The following is an 18626-nucleotide window of genomic DNA, read 5'->3' as shown; positions in this document are numbered from 1 at the left end:
TTCTCGGTGACCCAGGTCGTGGAGAGGCCGCCTTCTTTGACGAGGGCGGTGCCGTCGGCTTTGAGGACGCCGATGCGGTTGCCCGCGAGGGCGATCTGGGTGATGTCGGTGTTCTCGAGCACCCAGGTGGCCGACAGGCCGCCCTCCTTGACCCATGCCTTGCCGTCGGCGGTGAGGACGCCGATGCGGTTGCCGGAGAGGGCGATCTGCTTGACGTTGGTGTTCTCGGTGACCCAGGTCGTGGAGAGGCCGCCTTCTTTGACGAGGGCGGTGCCGTCGGCTTTGAGGACGCCGATGCGGTTGCCCGCGAGGGCGATCTGGGTGATGTCGGCGTTTTCGATGACCCAGGTCGTGGAGAGGCCGCCTTCTTTGACGAGGGCGGTGCCGTCGCCCTTGACCACGCCGATCCGGGGCGGGGCGACCGCGGCCGCCGCCGATGCCTGCGCCTGTACGGACGTCGCCGTGCCCAGCGCGGCCAGCAGCAGACCCGTCGTGCAGGCGAGCGCCGCCCGGTGGGGAGCCCGCCTGCGGCGGGTCGCTGAATCAGTGGTCATGAGTGCCTCCGCGTCAGATCAGGTGGGTTCCGCATCCACCTAGGCTGGTCACGGAGAGTGTAAATACAAACACTCATCGTGTTCATGCTTTCTGGATCAACAGGCGGGTCGCGTCGTCGTGACGGCGGTGGCCGTGTTCGCCCAAGTGCCGACTGGGACTGTCGGAGAAGTAGCGTGCTGCAAAAATACAGTCGACTTCATATTTGGAGTCTGCTTAGATTTCTGCTCATGACCGAAGGGCTTCGGGAGCGGAAGAAGCGGCAGACGCGTCAGCGCATCGCCGGCGTGGCCATCGGCCTGTTCGTGCGAAGGGGCTTCGACCAGGTCACCATCGCCGAGGTCGCGGCGGCGGCGGAGGTGTCGGTGAACACCGTCTACAACTACTTCCAGAGCAAGGAGGACCTGGTCCTGCCGCCGGATCAGGCGTCCCCGGACCGGCTCGCCGACATCGTGCGGCACCGCCGTCCCGGAGAGTCCGCCGCGCGGGCGATGCTGGCCCATCTTCGCGACGAGGTGCGTCACCGCGACCGCAAGTTGGGGCTGACCGAGAACTTCGGCCGCGTCTTCGAGATGATGCGGGCCGCCCCGACGCTCACGGCCAGGCTGGAGGACCTTGGCCGGCAGATGACCGACGCACTCGCCGTCGTCCTCGCCGAGGAGACCGGAGCCGCGCCGGACGACCAGTTGCCCCGCGTGGTGGCCTGGGAGCTCGGCTGCTTCCACTCGCTGGTCTTCGCCGAGATCGGCAGGCGCACCGCGGCGGGGGAGAAGCCCGACACGATCGCCGAGGCCGTGCTGGATCTCCTGGAGGTCGTCGAGAGCCTGCTCGGCGAACGCGTCCTCACCTATGCCGTACGAAAGGACTGACTGTGTTCAGAGTGACGATCTCGGGCAAGTTCGACGGGTTGAGCGAAGAGGGCCGGGCCGCTGTCCTGGCGACGGGAGGCGCCGCCTTCACCGAGACGGGGACCTTCACCCACGACCAGAGCGTTTCGGCGTTCACCTTCCGCTGCCAGGTGGCTCCGGGCCCGAACGACGACGAGAACGAGGCCGCCCAGGGGGCGCTCGCGGCGCTGGGCGCGCACGGCCACCCGTACAAGGTCCTCCGCGTCGCCGTGACGGACATGCGGGACATCAAGATCCGCCGGAAACACCGGCGGGACTGAGCCGGTCAGCCGCCGTCGGCATCGCCGTCGCCGTCGTGACTGAGGAGGTGCCGCAGGTAGAAGTCCGGCTTGGCCAGGTAGCGCCGCCAATGGTCCACCACCTGCAACTTCTCCCATTGGATGGTGTGGATCCCGTTGTCGTCGAGCTCCAGGATCTGCGCGCCGGGAAGACTCGCCAGGATCGGTGAGTGGGTGGCGCACACGATCTGCCCGCCCTCCGCGGCCACGCGGTCCATGAGCCCGACCAGCCGCAGGCACGAGCCGAACGACAACGCCGCCTCCGGCTCGTCCATGAGATAAAGCCCCGGCCCGGCGACCATGCGGTCCAGCACGGTGAAGAAACCCTCGCCGTGGGACTGCTCGGTGAGGTCCTCCTCCCAGAAGCCGTACCGGCCGGACACGTTCTGCCCGAGGTTGAACAGCGTCTCGGCGCGGAAGAAGAATGCCCGCCGCTTGAGCCGCGGCCCATGGACGAGCCGCCTTCCCGTGGTGGTCAGCTCGGCGTCGAGCACCTCACCGAGCGGAGTCGCCGGGCCGGTGCTGGAGTACCGGGTTCCCGCCTTGCCGCCTCCTGAGCTGATGCCGCACACGTCGGCGATCGCTTCGACGATCGTGGACTTGCCGGAGCCGTTCTCGCCGACGAGGAACACCACCGGCGCCGTCAACCGCACCCCGCGGGTCAGATGCCTTACGGCCGGGAGGGTGAACGGCCATTCGTCCGGTACGCGGCCGGGGACGCGCAGACGGCTGAGCAGCATGCGTTACCTCCTCACCCATGAGCCGTGTGACGTCGACGACTCCTCCCCGACTCCTCCCCGACGCCGCCGGCACGGCCAAGGACCGGCACCCCGGCCCGCGACGGCGGTCGCCGCGGGCGTCGAGCCGGCCGACCGTGCCGTGCGGTGCCGTGCCGTTCGGTGCCGTGGACCGGAGTGTAGACGCCCAGGTGGGAGACGGTGTGATCCGTCGCCGACAGGCCACCACAAGCATCCCGTACGCGAAACGAGTGACGGGGAGCCGCCCTCCCGACCGGTTCAGCGGGCGCTGCCGAACCACCGCTCCAGTGCCGCGCGGAGGGCCGCTCGCTCCTCCGGACCGGGATGGGGCGAGGTGGAGGCCCAGGCGACATAGCAGTCCGGCCGCAGCAGCAGGGCGGCCGGGGCGGTGGGGTCGTCACAGCCTGCGGCGACAGCGTCCACCCGGTCGTGCCATCCGGACAGCTCCGGGGTGAACGACGCGCCCTCGGTCAGGTCGAGCAGCAGCGGACGGGCGTTCGTCGTCAGGTCGGCGAGCCGTACCGGGCCGTTCCCGGTGTCCAGCGGCAGGTCGGGCGCCCATCGGCCGGCCAGGGGGTGCCCGGCACCGGGTCCCATGTCGTAGCGGATGTCCGCGCCCGACATCAGGTCGGCGATGCGCTGGATGTTCCGCCGATCGCCGAGCAACTCCGCGAACAGCACGCGTAGCGCGGTGACCTGGCTGCCCGGGGCGATGAGGGCGGACTGGGCCTGGGTGTGCATGACCACCCGATCGGCGGCCGGTCGCCGTTCGGTCTCGTAGGTGTCCAGCAGGCCGGGCGGGGCCCAGCCGTGGACCTCGGCGGCGAGCTTCCAGCCCAGATTGACCGTGTCCTGCAGGCCCAGGTTCAGCCCGGGGCCGCCGATCGCGGAATGCACGTGGGCGGCGTCACCGACCAGCAGCACCCGACCGTCCCGGAACCGGTCGGCGATCCGGGTATTGCCGCCGGTCAGCCGGCGCAGCATGTGTGGTCCCTGCCCCTCGGGCGGGCCGAGGGGCAGGTCCGTCCCGAGTACCCGGCGTACGCTCTTCCGCAGCTCGTCGAGGGTCAGCGGACCGTCGTCGGCCGCGGCCGGGTCCCACTCCGTCGTGGACGCCAGCGATCCTGACGGGAACGGCGCGTACACGAACAGTCCGCGTTCCGTGCGGTGGTGCATGAACGGCGGGACGGGTCCGTATCCGGGAACGTCGAGCCCGCCGGTGGCCGGGTCGATCAGCGAGGCCGGCACGGAGATGTGCGCGGTGCGGGACACCGTGTCGTCCGTGGTCACTCCGGGGAAGTCGATGCCGGACAGCTTGCGGGTGAGGCTGCGTCCACCGTCCGCGCCGACCAGGAAGCGTGCGCGCAGCCGGTAGGGGCCGTCAGGCCCCGCGACGTCGAGGGTGACCGCGTCGGCGTTCTGATCCAGCCCGGTGAGCCCGTGCCCGCGGCGGATCTCGACGCCCAACTCGATGGCCCGCTCCTCGAGGGCCTGCTCGATGCGTCGCTGCGGTACGGGCAACCCGTAGAGCGGATTGTCCTCAAGAGTGCTCAGGTCCAGTGGCAGCGCGCCGAACACGAAGCTCGGCCCCGGGCGCGGAGGTTCGGTGCTGCCGGTGAGGCGCCGGTACAGGCCGCGGCGGTCGAGCATCCGCACCACCTGGCCGACCAGGCCGTTGGCCCGGTTCTCCTCGGTGCGTTCGGGCAACTGCTCCAGCACAAGCGGGCGTACTCCGGCCAGGCTCAGCTCGCAGGCCAGCATCAGCCCGTTGGGGCCGGCTCCGGCGATGATGACGTCGGAATACATCGGAGGTCCTCCTCGGACGACGGGAACAGGACAGCAGGCGACAGACGGGAGATCAGGGCACAGACAGTGCGGTCAGGCGCGGTAACGGAGGGCACGGACAGGCACGGAGCGGGCACGCGAGGGCAGGTGCGGGCACGCGCGGGAACAGCCCTCGGGTCAGGTGCGGGCACGCGCGGGAACAGCCCTCGGGTCAGGTGCGGTCACGCGCGGGAACAGAGCGCGGGCAAGTCGGGGAACCGGAGCCGCAGGGCAAATGCGGAGGAAAGCGCGGGAATCGGACCCCGCCACGCGGACGCAGGACATGGGACGGGCTACGGGGACGGGCTACGGGGACGGGCTATGGGCTCGGCGAACGAGGTCACACCTGATGTTTCGTCAGGCGTTCGGTCCGACAGTCCCTGGTAGCTCGGGGTCGGGGAATGTCGGAGGACGTTCACCCGGCATCCGTTGGGGTGATCATGGCCTGCCCGGCGGGGTGGCTCGCGGTCTGGGTGACTCGCGGTCCGGATGGCTCGCTGGTCGGGGTCAGGGAACCGGCAGTCCTTGGAAGAGTCGGTGGAGCGCGTCGCGGAGGATCCCGGCGATCGGAACAGGCGGGTCGGCCTGCAGCCACTGCTCCATGGCCACCCGGACGGCGGCCCCGACCACACCGGCCACCAACTGCGGGTACAGGTCGAGGGCGGCGTCGGTGCCCGTGCGCTCGGCGATCGCCGCCGTGAGTTCGGCTTCGGCGGCCGCGGCGGTCTTGGAGAACGCACCCATCAGTGACGGCTCCGTGATCATCAGACGGACCCCGTCGATCCATTGCCGGTCGGGGACTCCCTCGCCACCGCCTTCCTGTCCGAGCGCGAACTGTGTCAGGGCCGCGTTGGTGATGGCCTCCCACAGCGGTTCCGACGCCGGTCGGGCGCGGAGCTCCACCGCGATCAGCCGCGCACGGTCGAGGTGCCGGGCGGCGATGGCCTCGCCCTTGCTGGAGAAGTAGTTGTTGAAGGTGCGGGGGGATACGCCGACCTCGGCGGCGATGTCCTCCACTCGAACGTTGTCCAGCCCGCGCTCCACGGCGAGGCGGATGGCGGCCCAGCTCAACGCGATGCGGGTCTCCTGCTTCTTGCGCTCGCGCAACCCCATGCGCTCACCTTCGGTGCCCATGATGTCGACCCTAGCACTTCTTGCGTTCTCCGCAAATCTACGGGATCGGAAATTTTACAGATCACGCATCTTACGGAATGTGCCGGTTTTGTGGCGTCTGCGGGCCCATGGCGCGTTCATGGGCGATGCGATTCCTGGAGCGGCCGACCGGAAACTGCGGAGACGCCGGGTTGGAGGAGCGCGGAGAGGATGCGGAGGCTCTTGTGAGGTGTCGCGGGGCATGGAGTCGCGCGTCATGGTTGCCGCATGCGTCCGCCCCGGACGGCCGGTGACATCGCTGACATCGGCCGCCGGGGCGGTGGCGGCTGGTACGGATATTTCGGGGTCAACGGGGTCGGTCAGGGGCGGGACGGTGTCCAGGGCCACCCGAGACCGTCCCCCCGGAAGGGCATGGAACGGATCGGCTCCCAGCCGGGCTTCTCGCATGGTTCGAGCTCGTGATCGAGACCCACCGCGGAGAGGAGCCGCTCGACGACGTGCGGGACATGCGTCAGCACGAACGTGCCGCCCTGCTCCCTCACGTGCTGCTTGATCGGGATCAGAGCGCGTATGCCCGCGCAGTCCATGAACGACACGTCGCTCATGTCCACCTCGATCTTCGGGACCGACGCCTGCTGGATGACGCGGTCGAGCGTGTCCCACAGGATGCCCGTGGTCGTCAGGTCGATCTCCCCGTACGGATGGATGACTGCGTGGGGGCCTTCGGCTTCCACCGCAACGTCCAGCCACACCATCACGACCTCCCTGGGTCGGCTTTGGATGTTTGCGGGGGTATGTCTCCTTCGTAGCAGGGAAGTCGGCGCGCCGCCTCCTCGTCATTCTCCCGAGCTGGTAAAGGCTCTGTCGGTCGTCCGCGCCGCCGCGACCCCTCAGGCGAGCGTTCGGAAGAACTCCCGTACGTCGCCGACGAGCAGGTCGGGGGCCTCCAGAGCCGCGAAGTGACCCCCGCGCCCGAACTCCGACCAGCGCACCACGTTGTGCACCTTGTCGGCGAACCGGCGGATGGAGAAGTCGGTGGTGAACACCGCGACGGCGGTCGGCGTGGTCGAGCGCTCCCTCGGCGCCCACATGCCCGGATCGGTGAACCGCTCGTAGTAGGTGTGCGCCGCCGAGCCCGCCGTACAGGTGAACCAGTAGACGCTCACGTCCGTCAGGATCCGGTCGCGGTCCACGGCGTCCTCGGGCAGCTCGGCCGCCGGATCTGTCCATTCCCGGAACTTCTCCACGATCCAGGCGAGCTGCCCGGCCGGCGAGTCGACGAGGGAGTGCGCGATCGTCTGCGGCCGGGTTCCCTGGAGCTGCATGTACGCGCCCGACCGCTCCTGCCACTCCTTCATCGCCGCCAGCCGCGCGCGCTCCGCCTCGGTCAGTGCGGCCATGTCGGCGGGGTCGCCGGTCGGGAAGGTCACCAGAGCGTTGACGTGGACCCCGATGACCCGATCGGGTGCCACGGTGCCCATCCGCGGGGCGATGAAGGCCCCCACATCGCCTCCTTGCACGCCGTACCGGTCGTATCCGAGCCGGGCCATCAGCTCGACGAGCGCTTCGGCGGTGCGCCCGTCGGTCCAGCCCGTGCCCGGCAGCGGCCCGGAGAACCCGTAGCCCGGCAGGGACGGGATCACCAGATGGAAGGCGTCGGCGCGGTCACCGCCGTGCGCCACGGGGTCGGTGAGCGGCCCGATGGCATCGAGGAACTCCACGACGGAACCGGGCCAGCCGTGAACCAGCATCAGCGGGGTGGCGTCGGGCTCGGCGGAACGCACGTGCAGGAAGTGCACGTCCACCCCGTCGATCGTGGTGGTGAACTGCGGATAAGTGTTGAGCGCCTTCTCATGGGCCCGCCAGTCGTATTCGTCGGCCCAGTAGTCGGCGAGGCCGCGGAGATATGCGGTCGGAACGCCCCGCTCCCAGCCGGTCCCCGGCAGGTCGGAGGTCCACCGGGTGCGGGCCAGCCGTTCGCGCAGATCGTCGAGGTCGCTCTGCGGGATGTCGATGCGATAGGGCCGGATCTCGGTGCCGGCGGCGACCCGCCGGGGGGAGGTGTTGTCGTTGTTCGTCATGTCTCCGACCGTACGAGCCATTGGTGTCAGGTTCAGGCACCAATTGGTCCCCTGGTGCGGCACGATGAGCACATGCTGGAGACATCGGCTCGACTGCTTCGCCTGCTCTCCCTCCTGCAGTCGCGCGGCGACTGGACCGGCGCCGAACTCGCCGAGCGGCTCGGGATCGGCCTGCGGACCGTACGGCGGGACATCGACCGGCTACGCGACCTGGGCTATCCGGTGGACGCCACGCCGGGAGTCGCGGGCGGGTACCGGCTCGCCGTGGGCGCGTCCCTGCCGCCGCTGCTGCTCGACGACGAGGAGGCGGTGGCGGTGGCGATCGGACTGCGCACGGCCGCGACCGGCGGCGTGGCCGGGCTGGAGGAGAGCTCGGTTCGCGCCCTGGCCAAGCTGGAACACCTGCTGCCGTCGCGTCTCCGGCACCGGGTGACCGCCTTCCGGGCGACGACCGTGCCGCTGGTCGGGCCGGGACCGGCGGCCGAGGCGGTGGATCCCGACCTGCTGACCGCCGTCGCGGCGGCCTGCCGGGACCGGCGTCGGCTCCGCCTGCGGTACCCCGGACGTGACGGCGTCACCGTCAGGAACGTCGAGCCGCATCGCCTGGTCCACACGCCCCGCCGCTGGTACCTGCTCGCCTGGGATGTGGACCGCGCCGACTGGCGGACCTTCCGCCTCGACCGGATCGAGGGGCCGCCCGGCCCGCCGGGGCCCCGGTTCACGCCGCGCACCCCTCCGCACGAGGACGTGGCCGGGTACGTCTCACAGGCCATCTCGTCGGCGCCGTACCGCTACCGGGCCCGCATCCTCTTCCACGCGCCCATCGAAGCCGTGGCCCGGCGCTCCTCACCCGCGGCGGGACGGCTGGAGGCCGTGGACGCGGACACCTGCGTGCTGCACACCGGCTCCGACTCCCTCGACGACCTCGCCCTCCACGTCGCCGTCAAGGGCTTCGACTTCCAGGTCCTCGACCCGCCCGAACTCGTGCCGGTGCTGCGAACCCTGTCCGACCGGCTCCGCGCCGCCGCCGAGGCCGGGGACCACGGCTGAACGGCAACGGCGGAGGACGACGAGGCGCGGTACGGGTGCTCCGCTGTCCGTGTTGTCCGTGCTGTCAGCAGCTGTCTGAGCTGCCTCCGTCGTCGATCTCGGCGTCGACCTTGGAGAGCCCGGTCAGGCGGGACAGGGCGGCGAAGCCGTCATCGGTTCCCGTCCAGTGGCGGTGCACGGCGTCCAGACCGGCCCGGCGCACCACCGAGCGCAGGACCGCGATGACGACGATGACGTCGTCGGCGTAGCCCAGAACCGGGATGAAGTCCGGCACCAGGTCGATCGGGACGGCGAGGTAGGCCAGCAGGAGCACGAGCCGGACGCGTACGCCGCGGGGCAGGGCGGGATCGGCGGCCAGGCGACGCACCAGGCGCAGCACGTCGGGCAGCAGCCGCAGCGCCTCACGCAGCAGACCGCCGCGCGGCCGGACGATCGCCAGCGTCACGATCAGCGCCGACCAGGTGACGGACAACGCGACGGTGACGCCGATCAGCAGGTCCCACCACCACGACCCGGTCACGCCTCCACGCCTCCACTCGGGCTCGCCGCTCCCCGCGGAAGGAGTTCGCCTCCGGGGCGGGTCAGCCCCTGGTGACGGTACCGGAGCGCGACACAAGGCCCGGCTCCGGGAGGCTCGGAGGTCGTCGTCTCCGAGGCGTGAACATGGCCGCCGTTCTCGTCGCCGACCCCGCCACGACCGGACTCCACGGCACGCCGGGCCGGGCGACCCGCATGCGTCGCAGACCTTCGCGTACCAGTAGATGACGCCCTTCTTGAAACCGGAAGCTTCGAGGGTGGCGGCAACGGAACCTCTGACGTGCGGTGATGTCGAACGGCATCGGCCCGGCGGGTTCGGCTGCCGCCCGGTGCCGTTCTATGTTCGGAGAGTGGATCAACGTAGACGGGTGCCCCGCACCGACACCGTCCTCGCCGCCCCGGAGCTGATCGCGGCGGAGGGAAGGCTCGGGCGGGCGGCCGTCAGGGAAGCCGTCGCCTCCGCCCAGCGGCGGGTACGGCAGGGCGAGCTGGGACCGGACGACGTCGTCGGCGCGGCGGTGGCCGCGCTGCCCCCGCGTGCCACCAGCCTCCGCCCGGTGATCAACGCGACCGGGGTGTTGCTGCACACCAATCTCGGCCGTGCGCCCCTGTCCGCCGCCGCGATCGACGCGGTGACGGCCGCGGCGGGCACGGCCGACGTGGAGTTCGACCTGAACAGGGGAACGCGGGCCAGACGCGGGCGCGGCGCCATGGACGCGCTGGCGCGGGCCGTGCCCGACGCCGAGGACGCGCACGTCGTCAACAACAACGCCGCCGCGCTCGTTCTGGTGGCCACCGTGCTGGCCGCGGGCCGCGAGATCGTGATCAGCCGCGGCGAGCTGGTCGAGATCGGGGACGGATTCCGGATCCCCGAACTGCTGGTCTCCACCGGGGCGCGGCTGCGCGAGGTGGGCACCACCAACCGGACCTCACGCGCCGACTACCTCGCGGCGGTGGGCCCGGAGACCGGGTTCGTGCTCAAGGTGCATCCGTCGAACTTCCGCGTCGAGGGCTTCACCGGCTCCGCTTCCGTCGCCGAGCTTGCCGGGCTCGGCGTGCCCGTCGTGGCCGACATCGGCTCCGGCCTCCTCGGCCGCGAGCCGCTGCTGCCGGACGAGCCCGACGCCGCGGGCGTGCTGCGGGCCGGAGCCGATCTCGTCACGGCCAGCGGGGACAAGCTGCTCGGCGGCCCGCAGGCCGGGTTGCTGCTCGGCCGCCGCGACCTGGTCGAGCGGTGCAGGCGGCACCCGCTCGCCCGCGCCCTGCGCGTGGACAAGTTGACCCTGGCCGCACTGGAGGCCACCCTGCGGGGTCCGGCGACGCCGCTCGCCGAGGCGTTGCATGCCGATCCGGAGGCGCTGGCGGCCCGTGCCCGCGCCCTCGCGGGCGCGCTCGCGGGAGCCGGGCTGGACGCGCGCGCCGTGTCCAGCGAGGCGACCGTGGGCGGCGGGGGAGCGCCCGGCGTCACGCTGGCGAGCGCCGCGGTGAGCCTGCCCGAGCGGTTCGCGGCCCCGCTGCGTACGGGCGAGCCGCCCGTCGTCGGCCGGATCGAGGGCGGGCGGCTCCTCATCGACCTGCGCGCCGTCCCGGGGGCGCGGGACGGCGACGTGGCCAGGGCGGTCCTGGCGGTGCGGGACTGATGCACGTCGTCGCCACGGCGGGTCACGTCGATCACGGCAAGTCCACGCTGGTGCGCGCGCTCACCGGGATGGAGCCGGATCGGCTGGAGGAGGAGCGGCGGCGCGGGTTGACGATCGAGCTCGGCTACGCCTGGACGTCGCTGCCTTCGGGGGAGCGGCTGGCCTTCGTGGACGTCCCCGGGCACGAACGGTTCCTCGCCACGATGCTGGCCGGGGTGGGGCCCGCGCCCGCCGTGATGTTCGTGGTGGCCGCGGACGAGGGCTGGATGCCCCAGTCGGAGGAGCACCTGGTGGCCCTCGAAGCCCTCGGCGTACGGCACGGCCTGCTCGCCGTCACGCGCGCCGACCTGGCGGACCCCGCGTCGGCGACGGAGCGGGCGGCGGCCCGGCTGGCCGAGAGCGGCCTCGACTCCGTGGAGCGGGTGGCGGTGAGCGGGCGCACCGGCCAGGGCCTGGCCGAGTTGCGGGCGGCGCTGGACCGGCTGGTGGCCAGGCTGCCGACGCCGGATCCCCGCGCGCCGGTTCGGATGTGGATCGACCGCGTGTTCACGGTGCGGGGGAGCGGCACCGTCGTGACGGGAACGCTGCCCGCCGGCACGGTCACGACCGGCGACGAGCTGGCGCTTCCCGTGGGCACGGCGCGGATCCGCGCGGTCGAGAGCCTGAAGGAGACCGTGCGCTCGGTGTCCGGCGTCGCCCGGGTGGCGCTCAACCTGCGCGCCGCCGTGCCGCCGGAACGCGGCCAGGCCCTCGTCACGCCGGGCGCGTGGGTCTGGACCGACGCCGCCGACGTACGGATCACCCCGGTCGGGGCCGCGGCCACCGTGCCTGACACCGTGCCTGACACCATGCCTGACACCGTGCCTGACACCATGCCTGATGCCGTGCCTGACGTCATGCCTGGCGGACGCGGTCTGCCGTCGCGGCTGACCGCGCACATCGGGTCCGCCGCCGTGGTCTGCGACGTACGGCCGCTCGGCGGGTGGATCGTCCGGCTCCGCCTGGCCCGGCCGTTGCCGCTGCACGTGGGTGACGTGCTGCTCCTGCGCGATCCCGGCCACAGTGTGCGGATCGGTGCGGGGAACGGCGGGGTGCGGGTGCTGGCCGGCGCGACCGTGCTCGACGCCCGGCCTCCCGCGTTGCGCCGCCGGGGCGCGGCCGGGGAGCGCGCCGCCGCGCTCGCCGCCGCCGGGACCGACGCCGGATCGCTCCTGCGCACGCACCGGCTGCTGCGGGAGGGTGATCTGCGGGCCATGGGGTGCGCGCCCGACGGGAGCCCGGTGTCCGGGGACTGGCACGCCGATCCCGCGTACTGGTCCCGGCTGCGGGAGCTGCTGCCCCGCGCGGCGCGGCGGTACGCGGCGGACCACCCGCTGGAGCCGGGGATGCCGGTCGAGGCCGCACGGCACGAGCTCGCTCTGCCCGACCGGCGGCTCGTCGCCGCCCTCGTCGAGCCGCCGCTCACCGTCGCCGACGGGCGGATCGTGAGCGGACCCGCCGGCCTGCCCGCGCCCGTCGCGGCGGCGGTGGAGCGGCTGCGCGCCGAACTGGCCGCCCGGCCCTTTCTCGCGCCGGAGGCGGGACGGCTGGCCGAGCTGGGCCTCGGCCCCAGAGAGGTGGCGGCGGCCGTGCGGACCGGAATGCTGTTGCGGGTGGCCGACGGTGTCGTGCTCCCGGCCGGGGCGGACGTCCACGCGGCGGAGCTGCTCGCCCGGCTGCCGCAGCCGTTCACCGTCAGTGAGGCGCGGCGGGCGCTGGACAGCAGCCGCCGGGTCATGGTGCCGCTGCTGGAGCACCTCGACCGGAGCGGGCTCACCGAACGCGTGGACGAGCTGCGTCGGCGCTGCCGTACGCCTTCCCAATCCCGGATCGAGTGACCGATTTCATCATTAATGGGCGTTTTACAATGAGGAGAAGGCCGTGATCTCCGGCCCAGCCCGGGGCTCCGCGGTTCACACGGGGAAAGGCCCAGCCGTCCCGCGCCGTCTCTCCGCCGCCCGCGGCGGTCGTTGACGCGGGCACAAGGAGGGACACGCCATGCCTGGGAACAAGGGCGTCGTTTACGAAGGTCCGGGCAAGGTCGAGGTGCACGACACCGACTACCCGGAGTTCGAGCTCAAGGACGGTCCCGGCGTGAACCCCGCCAACGTCGGCCGCAAGGTCCGGCACGGCGCGATCATCAAGACCGTCGCCACCAACATCTGCGGCAGCGACCAGCACATGGTCCGCGGCCGCACGACCGCCCCGCAGGGCCTGGTACTCGGTCACGAGATCACCGGCGAGGTCGCCGAGGTGGGGCCGGACGTCGAGTTCACCAAGGTGGGCGACCTGGTGTCGGTCCCCTTCAACATCTCCTGCGGCCGCTGCCGCAACTGCAAGGAGGGCAAGACCGGCATCTGCGAGAACGTCAACCCGGACCGGCCCGGATCGGCGTACGGGTACGTCGACATGGGTGGCTGGGTCGGCGGACAGGCGGAATACGTGCTGGTGCCGTACGCGGACTGGAACCTGCTCACGTTCCCCGACAAGGACCGGGCGATGGAGAAGATCCTCGACTTGGCCATGCTCGCCGACATCTTCCCGACCGGCTTCCACGGATGCGTCACCGCCGGGGTGGGGCCGGGCTCGACCGTCTACATCGCGGGCGCGGGCCCGGTCGGGCTGGCCGCCGCGGCCTCCGCGTTCCTGCTCGGAGCCGCGGTCGTCATCGTCGGCGACCTCAACAAGGAACGACTGGCGCAGGCCCACAGCTTCGGCTGCGAGACCGCCGACGTGGCCGAGGGGGAGCCGGGGGAGCACATCGAGCGGATACTCGGCGTGCCCGAGGTGGACTGCGCCGTGGACGCCGTGGGTTTCGAGGCGCGCGGACACGGGCGCGAGGCGGACACGGAGCACCCCGCCACCGTGCTCAACGCGCTCATGGAGGTCACCCGGGCCGGCGGCGCCCTCGGCATCCCCGGGCTCTATGTGACGGGCGACCCCGGAGCCAAGGAGGAGGCGGCCAGGCAGGGCTCGCTGTCGATCAGGATCGGCCTTGGCTGGGCCAAGTCGCTGTCCTTCGCCACCGGCCAGTGTCCGGTCATGCGCTACAACCGGCAGCTCATGATGGCGATCCTGCACGACAGGGTGCAGATCGCCAAGGCGGTGAACGCCACGCCGATCCCCCTCGACCAGGCGCCCAGGGGGTACCAGGACTTCGACAAGGGCGCGGCGCGCAAGTTCGTGCTCGACCCGCACGGAATGTTGAGCAAGGCCGGCTGACGGACAAGACCCGGGCAGGGCCGGCTGACGGACAAGACGCCGGACAAGGCCGGCGAGAAGCCCTCGTCGGGGCGCCGGACGACCCGACGCTCCGACGAGGCCCCTGGCACGCCGGTCAGGTGGATGGGTCCACCGCCTGGCGGACGACGCCCGCCTCCTCCATGCGGGAGATGTCGGACGGGGCGAAGCCCAGCTCCGTCAGGACCTCCCGCGTGTGCTGCCCCAGCAGCGGCGGCGCCGCGATCTCCCTGTCGGCGGGAACGCTGTCCAGGGTGAAGCCGGTGCGGACCAGGTCGAGGGTCCCGGCCGTGGGGTGCTCGACCTGGAAGGTCGCCCCCTCGGTCGCCCGGAGCGCTTCGAGCACGCCGCGGATCCGGCCCACCGGGACACCCGCCCCGTCGAGCAGGGACGTCCACTCGGCCGCCGTACGGGTGGCGAACAGCGCGCTGAGCTCGGGGATCAGCACGTCGCGGTTACGCACCCGGTCGCCGTTGGTGGCGAACCTGGCGTCGGTTCCCAGGTCCGCCCGCCCGATCGCCTCGCACAACGTACGGAACAGCCGGTCGTTGCCCGCGGCGATCACGAACCACCCGTCCGACGCCGCGAACGTCTGGTACGGCACCACCGTCGGGTGGGCGTTGCCGTACCTCTCGGCCTCGGTGCCGGAGACGAGCGCGCTCTGGGCCACGTTGACCAGCCCGGACAGGGCCGAGTTCATCAACGACACCTCGACGCGCTCGCCCTTTCCGGCGGTCGCCCGCCGGTAGAGCGCGCCGAGGATCGCGACGGCCGCGTTCAGCCCGGACAGCACGTCGGTGATCGCGACGCCGGGCTTGATCGGCTTGTCCTCGCCGGTGATGTGCATGAGGCCGCTCTCGGCCTGGATCGTGGCGTCGAAACCCGGCCGGTCGTCGCCGGTGTAGCCCCTGATCGAGCAGTACACCACCGAGGGGTTGGCCCGCCGTACGGTCTCCTCGTCGAGGCCGAGCCGCGCGGCGACGCCGGGGCGGAAGTTCTCGATCACCACGTCCGCGCCCGCGCACAGCCGCCGGGCGACCTCGCGGCCCTCCGGATGCTTCACGTCGAGGGCGAGGCCGCGCTTGCCCCGGTTCGCCGACAGGTAGTAGGCGGCCTCGCCGCCCGCGTGCGGCGGGCCCCAGGCGCGGCTGTCGTCGCCGTGCACCGGATGCTCCACCTTGATCACTTCCGCGCCGAGCTCGGCCAGCAGCATCGTGGCGTACGGCCCGGCGAGCACCCGGGAGAAGTCCGCGACCCGGACGCCCGCCAGCGGCCCCGTCGTGGTCCCGCTCGTCGTGGTCCCGCTCTGCGATGCCCCGGTCGGCGGCGTCCCGGTCGGCGGCGTCCCGGCCGTCGGTGCCGTCATGAGCCGAACCTCCGCACCGCGTCCACCGCGTCGAGCCAGCGCCGGTACCCGTCGTCCGGCAGCGGCCGGGGGGAGAAGACCCGGCGGCCGTCACCCGTCTCGGCCACCTCGTGGAGGTCCTTCCAGACCCCGGCTCCGAGCCCGGCCAGGAAGGCCGCGCCCATCGCGGTGGTCTCGGTCGTCTCCGGCCGGACGACCGGCCTGCCGAGGAGGTCGGCCTGGATCTGGCAGAGCAGGTCGTTGGCCGCCGCCCCGCCGTCGACCGCGAGCCGGGCGATCGGGATGTCCGCCGTCCCGGTCACCGCCTCCACGACGTCGCGGATCTGGTACGCGATGCCGTCCAGGACCGCACGGGCGAGGTGGGCGTCGGTCGTGCCCCGGGTGATGCCGAGGATCGCGCCCCTGGCATGGGGGTCCCAGTGCGGCGTGCCGATGCCGGTCAGCGCCGGAACGAAGATCAGGCCGTCGCTGCCCGGCACCGACGCCGCCAGTCGCTCGCTGTCGGAGGACCGTTCGATCAGCTTCAGGCCGTCGCGCAGCCACTGCACCGCGGCTCCGGTGACGAACACCGACCCTTCCAGGGCGTACTGGACGGGCTGCCCCTCAAGCTGCCACGCGACGGTGGACAGCAGCCCGGCGCCGGCCGGAGCGATCCGGTCGCCGGTGTTGACCAGCAGGAAGCTGCCGGTGCCGTAGGTGCACTTCATCGCGCCGGGTGCGAACCCGGCCTGCCCGAACAGCGCCGCCTGCTGGTCTCCGGCCACACCGGAGACCGGCACGTCCAGGCCGAGGAAGTGCTCGGGGTCGGTACGGCCGATGCTCCCGCTGGACGGGACGATCTCCGGCAGCGCCTCCACGGGCACCCCGAACAGGTCGGCCAGCTCACCCGACCAGCGCGCCGAGGCGAGGTCGAGCAGCAGGGTGCGCGAGGCGTTGGACGGGTCGGTCGCGTGCAGCCGCCCGCCGGTCAGCCGGGCCAGCAGGTAGGAGTCGACCGTCCCGACCGCGACCCGGCCCGCGCGCACCCCGGCCCACACCTCGGGGAGGTTCGCGCTCAGCCAGGCCAGCTTCGTGGCGGAGAAGTACGGGTCGAGGCGCAGCCCGGTGAGCTCGCGAACGCGCGGCTCGTGCTCCCGCAGCCGGTCGCACTCCCCGGCCGAACGGCGGTCCTGCCACACGATCGCCCGGGTGGCGGGCCGCAGCGTCTCGCGGTCCCACAGGACGACGGTCTCGCGCTGGTTGGTCAGCCCCACGCAGGAGACGGTGACCCGCTCCCCCCGCGAGGAGGCCGCGTCGATCGCGTCCGAAGACGCGGCGAGCACGGCGGCCCAGATCTCGTCCGGGTCGTGCTCGACCAGCCCCGGCGCGGGGAAGTGCTGCGGGAACTCGCGCTGGCCGCGCGCGAGCACCCGCCCGTCCTCCGAGACCAGCAGGCAGGTGACGCCGGTCGTCCCCGCGTCGATGGAGAGGACGGTCATGCCGCACCACTCCTGCGGCCGGCCAGGTCGTCGAGCAGCGGGACCAGCTCGGCGTCCTCCGTGGCGGCCAGCGCCGACCGGCGCACCTCGGCCGCGTGCAGGTAGCCCGCCGTCTGCTCCCGCGCCCACGCGTCGGTACGGCCCAGCGCCCCGGCCAGCAGCGCGGCCACGTGGGGCGCCGCGGCGGTTCCGCCGTCGGCGGTCTCCAGTCCGGCCCTGCTGCGGCGCAGCAGCACGTCGTCCACGGTCATGGCGGCCTCGTGCCGCGCGGCGTAGAGGACCTCGGCGGCCAGCAACGAGGGCGCCCCCGGCACCGGCTTGAGCAGCTCGGGATCCCGCCGCCCCATGGTGAGAAGCGCCGGGTAGTCGGAGCCGTACCGCCGGGCCAGCCGCTCCACGGCCGACACCGGCAGCCCGGCGGCGGCCGCCGCCGCGTCGCGTCGGGTCCAGGACTGGACGAAACCGCTCGACCCGACCAGGCCGAGATGCTCGGTGGCCGAGGGACGCACGGCGCGCAGCCCGCCCGCGACGGCGTCGACCGCGTCACGCGCCATCACGCGGTACGTGGTGAGCTTCCCGCCCGCCACGACCACGCAGCCGGGCGCGACCTCGCGTACGACGTGCTCACGGCTGATCGCCTGGGTCTTCTGCCGGTCGGGCTGGTCCACGAGGGGCCGCAGGCCGGCGTACACGCCGAGCACGTCCGACTGCCGCAGCGGCTCGCGCAGCCACTGGTTGGCCTGGTCGAGCAGGTAGCGGACGTCCGCGCCGGTCGGCAGCACCGGCCCGGGGCCGATCTCCCACGGCGTGTCGGTGGTGCCGAGCAGCACGACGTCGCCCGTCGGGATGACGAACAGCACCGACGTGGGCGTGCGCACGATGAGGGCGCTGTCCAACTTCAGCCGCTCACGGGAGAACACCAGGTGCACGCCCTTGGACGCGCGCACCCGGACGTCTCCGGCGCCGAGCATCTTCTGGGTGAGCCCCGACCAGGGACCGGTCGCGAGGACCACGCGCCGGGCCCGGATCGTGAACTCCTCACCGCTCAGCACGTCCACGCAGGTCGCCACGGTGTGGTCGGAGCGGCTGGACAGGCCGGTGACCTTCACCCGGCTGAGCACGGTGGCGCCCTCGCGCGCCGCCGTACGGGCCAGGGTCAGGACGAGGCGGGCGTCGTCCACGTGCCCGTCCTCGTAGCGGAGCGCGCCGACCGCGGCGTCCGGCCGGAGCACGGGCGCCTGCCGGAGCAGGCCGCGGCGGCTCAGGTGCCGGTGCCTGCGGAAGCCGTGCCGGTCGCCCATGCCCGCCAGCGCGTCGTACAGCGTGAGCCCGGCCCCGATGTATCCGCGCTCCCACACCCGGTGGGTGAGCGGAAGGAGGAAGGACATCCGGCGCACGAGGTGCGGCGCCAGTTCCTGGAGCAGCCCGCGCTCGTGCAGCGCCTCGCGCACCAGGCCGAACTCCATCTGCTCCAGATAGCGCACTCCGCCGTGCAGCAGCCGGCTGGAGTTGCTCGACGTGCCGGAGGCGAGGTCGCCCCCCTCGACGAGCGCCGTCGTCAGGCCGCGCGAGGCCGCGTCGAGCGCGGCCCCCGTGCCGGTCGCGCCGCCGCCGACGACCAGGACGTCGAGCAGGTCCCGGCCCAGCTCGGCCAGGTCGGCGTCCCTGCGCAGCGGGTCGAGCGCGGCGCCCGCGCCGAACGGCAGGCCCGGTGCGAACGGTTCCGGCCCCGCTCCGTTGTCTGTGTCCATCGGCTGTCCCG

16 protein-coding genes are annotated in these 18626 nt (G+C 72.5%); 6 read left to right on the top strand and 10 right to left on the bottom strand.

Annotation, left to right across the window (positions count from 1 at the left end; translation table 11 throughout):
- A partial coding sequence (locus IMZ11_RS22500) for a hypothetical protein (RefSeq protein WP_228644324.1) occupies positions 1-554 on the bottom strand: 554 nt, incomplete at its 3' end.
- Between the two features lie 228 nt (positions 555-782).
- On the opposite strand from IMZ11_RS22500, the gene IMZ11_RS22495 reads away from it, so the two are divergent.
- Entirely contained in the window at positions 783-1421 is a 639-nt protein-coding gene (locus IMZ11_RS22495; protein WP_228644323.1) for a TetR/AcrR family transcriptional regulator, read from the top strand.
- Positions 1422-1423: 2 nt separating this feature from the next.
- Entirely contained in the window at positions 1424-1720 is a 297-nt protein-coding gene (locus IMZ11_RS22490) for a DUF6204 family protein (RefSeq protein WP_228644322.1), read from the top strand.
- Between the two features lie 5 nt (positions 1721-1725).
- Here IMZ11_RS22490 and IMZ11_RS22485 read toward each other — a convergent pair whose 3' ends face one another.
- The 5 genes from IMZ11_RS22485 to IMZ11_RS22465 form a co-directional block, all read right to left on the bottom strand.
- Positions 1726-2478 carry an AAA family ATPase gene (locus tag IMZ11_RS22485; RefSeq protein WP_228644321.1) on the bottom strand — a complete coding sequence of 251 codons (753 nt, stop codon included), beginning with the start codon at positions 2476-2478 and terminating at the stop codon, positions 1726-1728.
- Between the two features lie 276 nt (positions 2479-2754).
- Entirely contained in the window at positions 2755-4302 is a 1548-nt protein-coding gene (locus IMZ11_RS22480) for an FAD-dependent monooxygenase (RefSeq protein WP_228644320.1), read from the bottom strand.
- Between the two features lie 525 nt (positions 4303-4827).
- On the bottom strand, positions 4828-5454 hold the full coding sequence (locus IMZ11_RS22475) for a TetR family transcriptional regulator (protein ID WP_228644319.1): 627 nt from the start codon (positions 5452-5454) through the stop codon (positions 4828-4830).
- Between the two features lie 338 nt (positions 5455-5792).
- A complete protein-coding gene (locus tag IMZ11_RS22470; protein ID WP_228644318.1) occupies positions 5793-6188 on the bottom strand; it encodes an STAS domain-containing protein in 396 nt (131 codons plus the stop codon).
- Positions 6189-6323: 135 nt separating this feature from the next.
- Positions 6324-7514, bottom strand: coding sequence for an epoxide hydrolase family protein (locus IMZ11_RS22465; RefSeq protein ID WP_228644317.1), 1191 nt, complete (start codon positions 7512-7514; stop codon positions 6324-6326).
- Between the two features lie 72 nt (positions 7515-7586).
- Between IMZ11_RS22465 and IMZ11_RS22460 the strand changes: the two genes are divergently transcribed.
- Complete coding sequence (locus tag IMZ11_RS22460) at positions 7587-8564, top strand: YafY family protein (RefSeq protein ID WP_228644316.1); 978 nt, start codon at positions 7587-7589, stop codon at positions 8562-8564.
- 64 nt (positions 8565-8628) lie between these two features.
- On the opposite strand, the gene IMZ11_RS22455 is transcribed toward IMZ11_RS22460, so the two are convergent.
- Positions 8629-9084 carry a DUF1232 domain-containing protein gene (locus IMZ11_RS22455; protein ID WP_228644315.1) on the bottom strand — a complete coding sequence of 152 codons (456 nt, stop codon included), beginning with the start codon at positions 9082-9084 and terminating at the stop codon, positions 8629-8631.
- Between the two features lie 367 nt (positions 9085-9451).
- Between IMZ11_RS22455 and selA the strand changes: the two genes are divergently transcribed.
- The 3 genes from selA (at position 9452) to fdhA (ending at position 14002) form a co-directional block, all read left to right on the top strand.
- The gene (selA, locus tag IMZ11_RS22450; protein ID WP_228644314.1) at positions 9452-10741 is read left to right on the top strand and encodes an L-seryl-tRNA(Sec) selenium transferase; all 1290 of its coding nucleotides are present in this window, start codon (positions 9452-9454) and stop codon (positions 10739-10741) included.
- Positions 10741-12618: a SelB C-terminal domain-containing protein gene (locus IMZ11_RS22445; protein WP_228644313.1), complete on the top strand. Its 1878-nt coding sequence runs from the start codon at positions 10741-10743 to the stop codon at positions 12616-12618. The genes selA and IMZ11_RS22445 overlap by 1 nt, the downstream gene beginning before the upstream one ends.
- A gap of 160 nt (positions 12619-12778) precedes the next feature.
- Positions 12779-14002: a formaldehyde dehydrogenase, glutathione-independent gene (gene fdhA, locus IMZ11_RS22440; RefSeq protein ID WP_228644312.1), complete on the top strand. Its 1224-nt coding sequence runs from the start codon at positions 12779-12781 to the stop codon at positions 14000-14002.
- 115 nt (positions 14003-14117) lie between these two features.
- On the opposite strand, the gene IMZ11_RS22435 is transcribed toward fdhA, so the two are convergent.
- The 3 genes from IMZ11_RS22435 to IMZ11_RS22425 are packed head-to-tail and all read right to left on the bottom strand — an operon-like array spanning position 14118 to position 18615.
- Positions 14118-15386, bottom strand: coding sequence for a CaiB/BaiF CoA-transferase family protein (locus tag IMZ11_RS22435; RefSeq protein ID WP_228644311.1), 1269 nt, complete (start codon positions 15384-15386; stop codon positions 14118-14120).
- On the bottom strand, positions 15383-16864 hold the full coding sequence (gene glpK / locus IMZ11_RS22430; protein ID WP_228644310.1) for a glycerol kinase GlpK: 1482 nt from the start codon (positions 16862-16864) through the stop codon (positions 15383-15385). The genes IMZ11_RS22435 and glpK overlap by 4 nt, the downstream gene beginning before the upstream one ends.
- The gene (locus IMZ11_RS22425) at positions 16861-18615 is read right to left on the bottom strand and encodes a glycerol-3-phosphate dehydrogenase/oxidase (protein WP_228644309.1); all 1755 of its coding nucleotides are present in this window, start codon (positions 18613-18615) and stop codon (positions 16861-16863) included. Before IMZ11_RS22425 ends, glpK begins: the two co-directional genes overlap by 4 nt.
- Positions 18616-18626: the final 11 nt, after the last annotated feature.

Source organism: Microtetraspora sp. AC03309, from assembly GCF_020826795.1.
Classification (GTDB): Bacteria; Actinomycetota; Actinomycetes; order Streptosporangiales; family Streptosporangiaceae; genus Microtetraspora; species Microtetraspora glauca.
This window is presented reverse-complemented; position numbering and strand designations above follow the sequence as displayed.

What these genes read in the sequence shown, in the direction of transcription:
- IMZ11_RS22425 (WP_228644309.1), bottom strand. Translation starts at nt 18,615, where the DNA reads ATGGACACAGACAACGGAGCGGGGCCGGAACCGTTCGCACCGGGCCTG.
- IMZ11_RS22460 (WP_228644316.1), top strand. Translation starts at nt 7,587, where the DNA reads ATGCTGGAGACATCGGCTCGACTGCTTCGCCTGCTCTCCCTCCTGCAG.
- IMZ11_RS22445 (WP_228644313.1), top strand. Translation starts at nt 10,741, where the DNA reads ATGCACGTCGTCGCCACGGCGGGTCACGTCGATCACGGCAAGTCCACG.
- IMZ11_RS22435 (WP_228644311.1), bottom strand. Translation starts at nt 15,386, where the DNA reads ATGACGGCACCGACGGCCGGGACGCCGCCGACCGGGACGCCGCCGACC.
- IMZ11_RS22470 (WP_228644318.1), bottom strand. Translation starts at nt 6,188, where the DNA reads ATGGTGTGGCTGGACGTTGCGGTGGAAGCCGAAGGCCCCCACGCAGTC.
- IMZ11_RS22475 (WP_228644319.1), bottom strand. Translation starts at nt 5,454, where the DNA reads ATGGGCACCGAAGGTGAGCGCATGGGGTTGCGCGAGCGCAAGAAGCAG.
- IMZ11_RS22495 (WP_228644323.1), top strand. Translation starts at nt 783, where the DNA reads ATGACCGAAGGGCTTCGGGAGCGGAAGAAGCGGCAGACGCGTCAGCGC.
- IMZ11_RS22480 (WP_228644320.1), bottom strand. Translation starts at nt 4,302, where the DNA reads ATGTATTCCGACGTCATCATCGCCGGAGCCGGCCCCAACGGGCTGATG.
- IMZ11_RS22485 (WP_228644321.1), bottom strand. Translation starts at nt 2,478, where the DNA reads ATGCTGCTCAGCCGTCTGCGCGTCCCCGGCCGCGTACCGGACGAATGG.
- glpK (WP_228644310.1), bottom strand. Translation starts at nt 16,864, where the DNA reads ATGACCGTCCTCTCCATCGACGCGGGGACGACCGGCGTCACCTGCCTG.
- IMZ11_RS22465 (WP_228644317.1), bottom strand. Translation starts at nt 7,514, where the DNA reads ATGACGAACAACGACAACACCTCCCCCCGGCGGGTCGCCGCCGGCACC.
- fdhA (WP_228644312.1), top strand. Translation starts at nt 12,779, where the DNA reads ATGCCTGGGAACAAGGGCGTCGTTTACGAAGGTCCGGGCAAGGTCGAG.